Here is a 10,375-nt window from a genome sequence, read left to right as displayed (position 1 = left end):
CCGCCAGCGCCTCAGCGCCGCCGGTGAAGGGGTGTTTACGGATCACATCCCCGAGTCGCAAGCGCTTTTTGCAACTTCATCACAGTTTTTTTGCACGGGCCCTGTCAAAGGCGCGATCGGCCGATGAATCCGTCTAAGCGATGGCGGCTGACAGCGTCGATCTGCGGGGCCAGCAGCATGACTGGCTGCGCCTGCTCCCCTGCCATCTGCCCGGCCGAAGACACGGGCGCCCGGCAGGAATGCGCGCGCTATCCGCCGCACGCGCCCCTGTCCAGGCGCGCGCTCTTCGTCGCGAGGCTGGGGGCGATCGCGACGAGCGGCCGAGAATGCCCAGGCAAGCCGCCGGCGCGGCCTAGGCGGGTGCGCCTTGGGCGGGACCACCCGATATGGCGCGGGCCGCCAGGACCGATCCGGGAGACTGGTAAATTCCCCCGCACTGAGAATCGCCCATGATGTCTTTGCCGGATCGGGCGGCCGTTCGCAAAATTGCGACTACTACGGATAGCGCGCGCCGCTTGAGGGCCGACGGGAGGACGGCCAGCATCCGTCGCGGCCATGGGACTCGAGATGGCCAAACGGGTGATCCGCGGATGTCTCTCAAAGGCCAATGCAGCGGCTTCGCCGATATTGGCCGGTTGCGGAGCGGCGGCAATCACTCGCTCCGCCCCTGCAGGCGGCCGCATCGAGTCGACAGGATCGGCCTGAACGTGCGCCTATCGGCATCCGCTATTGCGCGCGTCGGAAACCTTGGGTGATCTTGCGCCGCTCCCGCCTGACCCTCGCACCGCAACCGCGGGAGGGCCCATCCGTGCCTGGACGCGCAACGGACGAAAGGGCGTATCCTTAAAATCGTGGAAAAACTTGGTCACTTCCGGGGGGAAGTGGTGCCGGTGAAGGGACTCGAACCCCCGACCCCATCATTACGAATGACGTGCTCTACCAGCTGAGCTACACCGGCACTGTGGCGCGGTCTTTAACACCCCCGCCGGGGGGTGTGTAGACCCTTTTTTCGTTCCTAGGACGCAGGCTTGCCCGTGGACCCGCCAACCAGCAGCGGCAGCATGTCCGCCGCGCCCGGCAAGGCGACCTGGGGCGCGGGGGCGCGCTTCCATGCCAGCGTGTCGAAGGCGTTGCAGCCCGAACAGACCGGCGTCCAGGTCTCGTGCACCGTGCCGCAGCTGTCGCAGACCCATTGCGGGCCGCGCGGCGCGCTGAGCGCCTTGGCGAGATAGCCGCGCACCACGCTGTCATCGGCGCCCATGCCACGCTCGATCGCGGCCATCAGGGTCAGCACGCGCGTCGTCGGGTCGGTTTCGACGAGATCGCCCAGGGTGTTGCGCGCGGCGGGGAAATCCTCGGCGGCGATGCACAGCTCGGCCATCAGCATCCGGCTTTCGGGATCCTCGGGCTTCAGCGCGGTGAGCGCCTCGAACCGGGCGAGCCGCTCTGCGGGCGTCTCGGTCGGTTCGATCTCGGCGAAGGCGGCGGCAAGATCGGGATGCGGCTGCACCTCCCAGGCGCGTTTCAGAACCTTGACCGCCTGCTTGGCCTTGCCCTGGTCGACCAGCGCGCGCGAGGCCATCGCGGCCGCGGGGACCAGGTCGGGCGACAGGCGGTTCGCCTCGATCGCCAGGTCGCGGGCACGGGGGCCTTCGTTGTCCACCATGAGGTCGCGCGCCTCGCACAGCGCGAGGATCGCATCGCGCCGCTTGTGCACGTCGCGAGGCAGGGTGCCGTGGCGCAGTTTCGCGTTCAGCGTCTGGCGCGCGCCCTTCCAGTCTTCGGCCCGGGCCTGAAGCTGCAACAGCATGTCCTGCGTTTCAGCATGGCGGGGTTTCAGCGCGAACGCCTTTTCCGCCAGCTTCATCGCGGTATCGGTATCGCCCTCGGCCAGCTTCTGCTTCATCAGCCCGCGCACGCCCACGAAGCGGGTGCGGTCGTCGGCCACGAGTTTCTTGTAGATCTCGGTCGCACGCTTGGTGTCGCCCGACATCTCGGCGGCCTGAGCGGACAGCAGGTTGGTCAACTCGGGCCGGCGCAGGTAGCGTTCGGCCTTGGCCGCGTTCGACATGGCCAGCCGCGCCTCGCCCGAGGCCAGCGCCAGCATCCCGTCGGCCAGCGCCTGGAAGCCACGGCGTTCGCGAGACCGGTTGAAATAGCGCGAGATCGCGGTTTCATCGCCGTTGAGGAAGCGCAGGACCGCGACGAGCAGGCCCGCGACCTTGAGCAGGACCCAAACAGCGACGACCAGCAGGATCGCGATGATCACCGCCTGAAGCGGGCCAAGCTGGAATTCGACATCGGCCACCGCGATGCGCAGGCCGGGGGCGTTTTCCATCAGGATGCCGGCGCCATAGGTCAGACCCGCGACGATCGCGACGAAGATGAGGATCTTGAGAAGAGACCAGAGCATGTGTCGCGCGTCCTTATTGGTTCAGGCTTTGCTCGAGCGCCCGGGCGGCCTCGAGCGCGTCCACGCGGGCGGTGGCGGCCTCGACCCAGCCGGACATGGCAGACTTGGCGGGGTCGGGCAGGGCGTCAAGTTCGGCCAGCGCGCCCGGCAGGTCGCCCTGACGCAGGGCGGCTTCGGACCGCGACAGAACGGCGTCGGCATCGTCGCCGTCGCGCGGCTCCAGCGAGCGCAGGCCAAGCTGGCTGCGGACAAAGGCGCTGACACGGTCGCCGACGCTGCCATCGGCCTCGACCGGCAGGGCGGCGTCAAGTGCGGCGCGCGCCGCGGCCGGGAAATCGCGCTGAAGCTCGGCCAGGGTCGCGGCGCCCTGGGCGGCGACGGCGGCCAGCGCCTGGGGCAGCTCGACGCCCTGCAACTGGCCCAACGCCGCCTCGAAGGGCGCGCCATTGGCCAGGGCGGCGTCGATGCGCATCATCGCGGCGCGCGCCTCGACCTGGGCGGCGCGATCCATGGCCGCGTCGACTTCGGCTTCGGCCTGGTTGGCGACGGAGGCGACCGACTCGGCCAGCTTGGCGTTTTCATCACGCTGGGCGGCCAGTTCCTCGCGCATCGCGGCGATTTCACGCTCGTAGGCGGCGACGGCCTCGGCGGCCTCTTCGCCGGCAACGGCGACCTGGGCCTTGGCCAGTTCGGTCACGCGGCCGTCCAGCGTGTTCAGACGGTCCGTCAAAGCGGCCAACTGGTCGGTGAGGGCGGCCAGTTCGGGGGCCAGCGCCTGGGCGCCGCCGCCGGCATTCTCGGCCAAAGACGCGACCTGGGCCTGCAGCGCGGCGACCTGGTCCTGCGTGGCGGACAGGCGTTCGTCCGCCGAGGCCAGCGCGGCGCGGGCATCGTCGCCGAGACCGGCGCCGGGGAAGGGCCAGCCTTCGGGCTTGACGTATTGCGCGGCGCCGTAACCGACACCGGCGGCCAGAACGCCGCCGATCAGCGGCGCAAGAAAGCCGCCGCCGCGTTTCTGGGCGGCAGGCGCGGGGGCGGGGGTCGGTTTGGCGTCGGGCTGGGACTCGGGTTGCGGGTCGTCCCAGGCCTCGGTCGCCTCGTCCAGCGTGCCGGACAGGTCGCGGCCATCCTTGGCGTCTGCCGCGGTGCCTTCGTCAACCGGGGTGTCGGCCTGTTCGGGCTCGGGGGTGCGAACCTCGGCCTCGGCGGTCTTGTCGGGGTCAGGCCCGGGATCGGGTTGCGACAGCTTGGTGGTGTCCTCGGACATTTTGTCTTCTTCGGTGTTGGCCACGGAAAACCGCCTTTCGATTCGCTTCGCATCGGGCCGCGCAGCGCACGACGCGGCGCACCTTAATCACTTGGCCCTGAGGCCTCAAGGCGCAGCGGCTGCGTCAATCAAGTCGGCCAGAATATCCAGCATCGCCGCCGCATCGGGGCGCGTGGCCTCGCGCAGGATATCGGGTTGCGGCCCGGTCCAGGCCTCGGTCACGGCGGGGCTCATCGAAACGATGTGGAGCCTGTTCGGGGCCGTGCCCAACCGTTCGGCCACCAGCTGGGCCGAGCGGGGCGAAAACAGCGGCAACAGCGTCAGCGACGCGGCGGCGACGCGTTGCAGGACCTCGGGCGCGAAGGGCAATGCCCGCTGGGCATAGACGACCCGGTCCGCGGCCTCGATCCCCTGCGTGGCCAGCCCGCCACAGACATCGCCGCGGGCATGTTCGCCGCGCAGGTGCAGCAACCGCCCGCCCGGCGGGTCGGCGGCGATGTCCTGGATCAGTTCGACCGCGGTGCCCTTGGCCGAGCGCGCCCGAAGCCCCGCCGCCCGCGCCGCGCGCGCCGTGCGGTCGCCCACGCAATAGGCCGGCAAGCTACGGTTGTCGCTGGCCCCGGCAAAGGCCGCGACGCCGTTTTCCGAAGTGAAGACCAGGCCGCCCACACCGTCCAGCGGGATCGGCGCATCGAACAGCTCGATTTCCATAACCGGGGCGGTCAGAACCTCGACCGCCTGACCGACGCGGTCGGACAGCGCCCGGGCGAAGCGATCCGATTGCAGGCGAGGGCGTGTCAGCAACAGAAGGGGCCGGTCGTCGGACAAGGGGGATCTCCGGTGGGATTGTGCCTGTGGTCGGGCTGGTGTTACCTGCGCGGCAAGGGCGAGGCAACGGCGGAACCATGGGCGATACCCTCACCGTGCTGGGACTGGAAAGCAGCTGCGACGACACCGCGGCCGCCGTGGTGCGCCAGCGCGCGGGTGCGCGGCCGGAAATCCTGTCCTCGGTCGTGCGGGGCCAGACCGATCTGCACGCGCCCTTTGGCGGCGTCGTTCCCGAGATCGCGGCGCGGGCCCATGCCGAGAAACTGGATGGCTGCGTCGAACAGGCCCTGGCCGAGGCCGGGCTGGCGTTGGTCGATCTGGATGCCATCGCGGTGACGGCTGGGCCGGGACTGATCGGCGGCGTGTTGTCGGGGGTGATGTGCGCCAAGGGGCTGGCCGCGGCGACGGGCCTGCCGCTGGTCGGCGTGAACCACCTGGCGGGGCATGCGCTGACGCCGCGGCTGACCGACGGGCTGGCCTTTCCCTACCTGATGCTGCTGGCCTCGGGCGGGCATTGCCAGTTCCTGGCCGTCGAGGGCGTGGAGGAGTTCACGCGGCTGGGAGCGACGATCGACGACGCGCCCGGCGAGGCGTTCGACAAGACCGCGAAACTGCTGGCGCTGCCGCAGCCGGGCGGGCCGGAGGTCGAGCGCGAGGCCGAAGCGGGTGACCCGGCGCGGTTCGCCTTTCCCCGCCCGCTGATGGACCGACCCGGCTGCGACATGTCGTTTTCCGGACTAAAGACGGCACTGTTGCGGACGCGCGACGGGATCATCGCGGAAAAGGGCGGGATCACCGTGCAGGACCGCGCCGACCTGTGCGCGTCGTTCCAGGCGGCGGTACGGGACGTGCTGGCGGGCAAGGCGCGGCGCGCGCTGGACGCGGCACCCGACGGGCTGACGGCGCTGGCGGTGGCGGGCGGCGTGGCGGCGAACCGGACGATCCGCGCGGCACTGGAACAGGTGGCGGCCGAGGCCGGCCTGCCCTTTGTCGCGCCACCGCTGAAGCTGTGCACCGACAACGCGGCGATGATCGCCTGGGCGGGGTTGGAGCGGTTCCGCGCGGGTCACCAGGACGACATGACGCTGGCTGCGCGCCCGCGCTGGCCGCTGGACAGTCAAAGCCCCGCGCTGCTGGGCGCGGGCAAGAAGGGAGCCAAGGCATGACGAGGATCGGCATTGCAGGGGCCGGCGCGTTCGGCGTGGCGCTGGCCGTGGCGTTGGCGCAGGCCGGGCGGGCGGTAACGCTGTGGGGGCGGGATACCGCCGGGATAGAAGCACTGCGCACGCGGCGGGAAAGCCCGCGGCTGAATGGGGTGATCCTGCCGGAAACAGTCTCTGTCACGGCGGAGATCGGCGAAATGGCCGCCTGTGGGCCGGTGCTTTTGGCGGTACCGATGCAGGCGCTTTCGGGTCTTTTGACGCAGCATGGCGCCGCGCTGGACGGCCGCACCCTGGTGGCCTGTTGCAAGGGTGTCGACCTGGCCACGGGGCGCGGCCCCTCGGCGCTGATCGCGGAGGCCTGCCCCGGCACCACGCCGGCGGTCCTGACAGGGCCCAGCTTCGCCGCGGACATCGCCCGCGGCCTGCCCACCGCGCTGACGCTGGCCTGTGCCGATGCCGAGACCGGCGCGCGCCTGCAGGAACGGCTGTCGACGCCTGCGCTGCGACTGTATCGCAGCCTGGACGTGATCGGGGCGGAACTGGGCGGGGCGCTGAAGAACGTGATGGCGATCGCGTCCGGCATCGTGATCGGCAGCGGCCTGGGCGAGAGCGCGCGGGCGGCGCTGATCACCCGCGGTTTCGCCGAGATGCAGCGGTTCGCGCGTGCCTATGGCGCCGAACCCGAAACGCTGGCCGGGCTGTCGGGATTCGGCGACCTGGTGCTGACCTGCACCAGCGCGCAGTCGCGCAATTTCCGCTATGGCGCAGCCCTGGGTGAGGGCGCCTATTTCGACCCGCAGATCACGGTCGAGGGTGCGGCGACCGCCCGAGCCGTCGCCGCCATCGCCAAGGCGCGCGGCATCGACATGCCGGTGACCCAGAGCGTGGCCCATGTGATTGACGGGCGCCGCAGCATCCAGGAGGCTGTGAAAATCCTGCTGAGCCGCCCCCTGAAAGAGGAATGACCCCATGCCGCTTTTCGCGCTGATCTGCCGGGACAAGCCCGGCCACCTGGAGACCCGCAAGGCGAACCGCGATGCGCACCTGGCCTATATCGCTGATACGGGCGTGGTGGCGCAGGCGGGCCCGTTCCTGGATGCCGAGGGGCAGATGTGCGGCTCGCTGGTGATCCTGGACGTCGCAGACCGTGCGGCGGCCGAAACCTGGGCGGCGGGTGACCCCTATGCCGGCGCGGGCCTGTTCGACAGCGTCGCGATCGAGGAATGGAAACGGGTGATCGGCTGATGGCGTATTGGCTGTTCAAGTCGGAACCCAACACCTGGGGGTGGCACGACCAGGTGGCCAAGGGCGATGCGGGCGAGGAATGGGACGGCGTGCGCAATTACCAGGCGCGCAACAACATGCGGGCGATGAAACTCGGCGACCGTGGGTTCTTTTACCACTCGCTGAAGGAAAAGGCGATCGTGGGCATCGTCGAGGTGATCACCGAGGCGCACCCCGACAGCACAACCGACGATCCACGCTGGGAATGCGTGGATATCAAGGCGGTCAAGCCGATGCCGAAGCCGGTCACGCTGGACATGTGCAAGGCCGATCCGCGGCTGGCCGACATGGTGCTGGTCAACAATTCGCGCCTTTCGGTGCAGCCGGTGACGGACGCGGAATGGCAGATCGTCTGCGAGATGGGCGGGCTTTGACGCGGCTCAGAACCGGTTGAGCGGGATTTTCAGGTAGGACTGCCCGTTGGCCTCGGGCTCGGGCAGGCGGCCGCCGCGCAGGTTCACCTGCAGCGCGGCCAGCATGCGCATCGGCAGATCGAGGGTGGCATCGCGACGGTCGCGCAACGCGACGAACGCCGCCTTGTCGGCGACCTCGGCAAGATGGGCGTTGCGCGCGCGGTGCTCGGCCACGGTCGCCTCGCAGCGCGGGTCGTCCCAGTCGTCGGGATAATCGTGGCCGACGAAGACCCGCGTCGTCTCGGGCAAGGCCAGCAGGCGTTGCAGCGACTCGTACAGTTCGGCCGAGGAACCGCCCGGGAAATCGGCGCGCACCGTGCCACTTTCGGGCATCATCAAGGTATCGGCCACGAAGGCCGCGTCGCCCGCGATGTAGGAAACGCTGGCGAGCGTATGGCCGGGCGTGAACATCACCCGCACGGGCAGCTCGCCGATCATCAGTTCGTCGCCATCGGCGAACAGACGGTCCCATTGCCGCCCGTCGGTCGGGAAATCGTCGGGCAGGTTGTAGATCTCTTTCCACAGCGCCTGGACCTCGACCACCTGTGCGCCGATGCCGCGCCGGGCGCCCAGCGCCTGGGCCAGGTGGATGGCGGCCGAGAAATGGTCGGCATGGGGGTGCGTGTCGAGTACCCAGTCGATGGTCAGCCCCTGGGCGCGGATATGCTCGAGGATGCGGTCGGCATTCTTGGTCGAGACGCGGGCATGGATCGGGTCGAAATCCAGAACCGGGTCGATGATCGCGCCGTGCCGCGTGGCGGGATCGTGTACCACGTATTGCCAGCTGCCGGTGGGACCGTCCCAGAAAGGGGTCACGATCGGGGAAATGGTCATGGGGTGTCTCCGCTGCGGCTTGCCGTTCCAGACCTAAGGGATCGGGGCAGTGATGCAACCCGCAGGGCGCAACGGGCCGACCGGAAATGAGATAGGGGCGAGACGCTGCGCGGCTGTGCTGCGACAGTGCGGGTGTCTGAAAACGGAAGGAGGGCTCCGCAACGTGCAGAACCCTCCACCACCACACGTGTACCATCGCACCACACGTGAATTCCATGAGGGCCCTGCCGTCCTGGCGGGCATGCAAGAACATTACCCCTGGGGGCCGCGCGGTGCAAAGGGCAAGTGCCTAGAATTTAAGTCGACTGGGCAAGCTTTGGCGTGCCGCCGGGGCGCATGCCGCCACGCCATCAGCCGTAGATGTGTTCCTTGCCGAAATGCTTGGTCAGCATGTAATAGATCACGGCGCGATACTTGTTGCGCTCGGACTTGCCGTAAGTCTCGATCACGGCGTTGATCGCCTCCATCAGTTCGGGGCCGTCAGACAGGCCCAGCTTCTTGACCAGGAAATTGGTTTTCACGGTCTCCAGCTCGCCGGGCTGGGTGGCGGCAACGGTTTCGGCGTCGGCATCGTAGATCGCGGGACCGCAGCCGATGGTGACCTTGGCCAACAGGTCCATGTCGGGTTCAATGCCGCATTTGCTGCGCAGGTCGCCCGCGTATTTCTCGATCAGCTCTTCACGTTTTCCCATTGGGTTCCTCCACTTCTGGTCCCGGTTTCCCCGGACGGGCCAAGCGTAGGCACAAAACGAATCACCGACAAAGGAAAATCCCGCGCCGCGTTGGCGTTTCGGCCATGTGTCGCTTTCACGCCTTGCCGACGGCGGCAGGCGGCGGTCAAATCCTGTCCGTTTCACGGGAGAAGGATGGCCAAGGATGACCGCTTACCTCAAATCGACGCCCACCCGGGACGGCTGGTTCGGCGACTATGGCGGGGCGATGCTGCCGCCGCCGCTGGAGCCGCATTTCAAGGAAATCCGCGAGGCCTATGACCGCATCTCGAAATCGGCCGAGTTCATCCGCGAGCTGCGCTATATCCGCAAGCATTTCCAGGGCCGGCCGACGCCCGTGTCGCACCTGAAGAACCTGTCCGACCGCTGCGGCGGCGCGCAGATCTATGCCAAGCGCGAGGACCTGAACCACACCGGCGCGCACAAGCTGAACCACTGCATGGCCGAGGGCCTGCTGGCGCGTTTCATGGGCAAGACCAAGCTGATGGCGGAAACCGGGGCGGGGCAACATGGCGTCGCACTGGCCACCGCGGCCGCCTATTTCGGCATGGAATGCGAAATCCACATGGGCGAGATCGACATCGCCAAGGAGGCGCCGAACGTCACCCGGATGAAGCTTCTGGGGGCGAATGTGGTGCCGGTTTCGTTCGGCGGGCGGTCGCTGAAAGAGGCGGTGGACAGCTGTTTCCAAAGCTATCTGTCCCAGGCCGACACCGCGCTGTTTGCCATCGGGTCGGTCGTGGGACCGCACCCCTTCCCGATGATGGTGCGCAACTTCCAGCACGTGGTGGGCGTCGAGGCACGCGACCAGTTCCTGGAAATGACCGGCGAGCTGCCCGACATGGTGGCGGCCTGCGTGGGCGGCGGGTCGAACGCGATGGGCATCTTCTCGGGCTTCATCGACGATGACGTGGCGCTGTACGGGGTCGAACCGATGGGCACCTCGTCCAGGCTGGGGGAGCATGCGGCGACGATCACCTATGGCGAGGACGGCGACATCCACGGCTTTCGCACGCTGGTTCTGAAGGATGCCGAGGGCAACCCGGCACCGGTGCACACGGTCGCCTCGGGGCTGGATTACCCGGGCGTGGGGCCGGAACACGCGCATCTGCACAAGACCGGGCGCGTGACCTATACCTCGGCCGATGACCGCGCGGCGCTGAAGGCCTTTTTCGAACTGTCGCGCCACGAGGGGATCATCCCGGCGCTGGAAAGCGCCCATGCGGTGGCCTTTGCCATGCGTGAGGCGTCGAACCACCCGGGCAAGTCGATCCTGATCAACCTGTCGGGGCGCGGCGACAAGGATATCGACTACGTCACCGAGAATTTCGGCCTGGGCGACGGGCTGTAACGGCGGGGCGGCCGGGTTTCGAACGCCGGCCGCCCAGAATTCGCCCAACTGTTCCGCCAGTCTGTCGCCCGAACCGGTGACACAACAAGGA

The 10,375-nt window shown here is 68.4% G+C and carries 10 protein-coding genes and 1 tRNA gene; 5 read left to right on the top strand and 6 right to left on the bottom strand.

What is annotated here, in order from left to right; all coding sequences use genetic code 11:
* Window positions 1-882: 882 nt before the first annotated feature.
* The 4 genes from EV662_RS13550 to EV662_RS13535 all read right to left on the bottom strand — a co-directional run bounded on the left by EV662_RS13550 (window position 883) and on the right by EV662_RS13535 (window position 4,508).
* Window positions 883-958: transfer RNA gene (locus EV662_RS13550), tRNA-Thr, on the bottom strand.
* 57 nt (window positions 959-1,015) lie between these two features.
* Entirely contained in the window at window positions 1,016-2,413 is a 1,398-nt protein-coding gene (locus EV662_RS13545) for a heme biosynthesis protein HemY (RefSeq protein ID WP_132463442.1), read from the bottom strand.
* Window positions 2,414-2,426: 13 nt separating this feature from the next.
* The gene (locus EV662_RS13540; RefSeq protein WP_132463439.1) at window positions 2,427-3,680 is read right to left on the bottom strand and encodes a mitofilin family membrane protein; all 1,254 of its coding nucleotides are present in this window, start codon (window positions 3,678-3,680) and stop codon (window positions 2,427-2,429) included.
* 105 nt (window positions 3,681-3,785) lie between these two features.
* Window positions 3,786-4,508 (bottom strand): uroporphyrinogen-III synthase, encoded by a 723-nt coding sequence (locus EV662_RS13535; protein WP_132463436.1) that lies wholly within the window; start codon window positions 4,506-4,508, stop codon window positions 3,786-3,788.
* Window positions 4,509-4,585: 77 nt separating this feature from the next.
* Between EV662_RS13535 and tsaD the strand changes: the two genes are divergently transcribed.
* The 4 genes from tsaD to EV662_RS13515 are packed head-to-tail and all read left to right on the top strand — an operon-like array spanning window position 4,586 to window position 7,329.
* A complete protein-coding gene (tsaD, locus tag EV662_RS13530) occupies window positions 4,586-5,674 on the top strand; it encodes a tRNA (adenosine(37)-N6)-threonylcarbamoyltransferase complex transferase subunit TsaD (RefSeq protein WP_132463433.1) in 1,089 nt (362 codons plus the stop codon).
* Window positions 5,671-6,636 carry an NAD(P)H-dependent glycerol-3-phosphate dehydrogenase gene (locus EV662_RS13525; RefSeq protein WP_132463430.1) on the top strand — a complete coding sequence of 322 codons (966 nt, stop codon included), beginning with the start codon at window positions 5,671-5,673 and terminating at the stop codon, window positions 6,634-6,636. The genes tsaD and EV662_RS13525 overlap by 4 nt, the downstream gene beginning before the upstream one ends.
* A 4-nt stretch (window positions 6,637-6,640) precedes the next feature.
* Entirely contained in the window at window positions 6,641-6,916 is a 276-nt protein-coding gene (locus tag EV662_RS13520; RefSeq protein ID WP_132463427.1) for a YciI family protein, read from the top strand.
* Entirely contained in the window at window positions 6,916-7,329 is a 414-nt protein-coding gene (locus EV662_RS13515) for an EVE domain-containing protein (RefSeq protein ID WP_132463477.1), read from the top strand. The genes EV662_RS13520 and EV662_RS13515 overlap by 1 nt, the downstream gene beginning before the upstream one ends.
* A gap of 6 nt (window positions 7,330-7,335) precedes the next feature.
* Here the strand turns inward: EV662_RS13515 and EV662_RS13510 are convergent, their stop codons facing one another.
* Together EV662_RS13510 and EV662_RS13505 are read right to left on the bottom strand one after the other, a co-directional pair.
* Window positions 7,336-8,202, bottom strand: a complete 867-nt coding sequence (locus tag EV662_RS13510; protein WP_132463424.1) for an MBL fold metallo-hydrolase — start codon at window positions 8,200-8,202, stop codon at window positions 7,336-7,338.
* A 350-nt stretch (window positions 8,203-8,552) separates the two neighbouring features.
* Entirely contained in the window at window positions 8,553-8,894 is a 342-nt protein-coding gene (locus tag EV662_RS13505; protein ID WP_132463421.1) for a DUF2853 family protein, read from the bottom strand.
* Between the two features lie 184 nt (window positions 8,895-9,078).
* Between EV662_RS13505 and trpB the strand changes: the two genes are divergently transcribed.
* A complete protein-coding gene (gene trpB / locus EV662_RS13500; RefSeq protein WP_132463418.1) occupies window positions 9,079-10,284 on the top strand; it encodes a tryptophan synthase subunit beta in 1,206 nt (401 codons plus the stop codon).
* Window positions 10,285-10,375 lie beyond the last annotated feature (91 nt).

Origin of the sequence: Rhodovulum marinum (genome assembly GCF_004343075.1) — a bacterium.
In the GTDB taxonomy this organism is placed as follows: domain Bacteria; phylum Pseudomonadota; class Alphaproteobacteria; order Rhodobacterales; family Rhodobacteraceae; genus Rhodovulum; species Rhodovulum marinum.
The sequence above is the reverse complement of the archived record's forward strand: the minus strand, read 5'-3'. Positions and strand labels throughout refer to the sequence as shown.

Coding starts and splice junctions, on each gene's coding strand:
- EV662_RS13540 (WP_132463439.1), bottom strand. CDS start 3,680: ATGTCCGAGGACACCACCAAGCTGTCGCAACCCGATCCCGGGCCTGAC.
- EV662_RS13515 (WP_132463477.1), top strand. CDS start 6,916: ATGGCGTATTGGCTGTTCAAGTCGGAACCCAACACCTGGGGGTGGCAC.
- EV662_RS13505 (WP_132463421.1), bottom strand. CDS start 8,894: ATGGGAAAACGTGAAGAGCTGATCGAGAAATACGCGGGCGACCTGCGC.
- tsaD (WP_132463433.1), top strand. CDS start 4,586: ATGGGCGATACCCTCACCGTGCTGGGACTGGAAAGCAGCTGCGACGAC.
- EV662_RS13520 (WP_132463427.1), top strand. CDS start 6,641: ATGCCGCTTTTCGCGCTGATCTGCCGGGACAAGCCCGGCCACCTGGAG.
- trpB (WP_132463418.1), top strand. CDS start 9,079: ATGACCGCTTACCTCAAATCGACGCCCACCCGGGACGGCTGGTTCGGC.
- EV662_RS13525 (WP_132463430.1), top strand. CDS start 5,671: ATGACGAGGATCGGCATTGCAGGGGCCGGCGCGTTCGGCGTGGCGCTG.
- EV662_RS13510 (WP_132463424.1), bottom strand. CDS start 8,202: ATGACCATTTCCCCGATCGTGACCCCTTTCTGGGACGGTCCCACCGGC.
- EV662_RS13545 (WP_132463442.1), bottom strand. CDS start 2,413: ATGCTCTGGTCTCTTCTCAAGATCCTCATCTTCGTCGCGATCGTCGCG.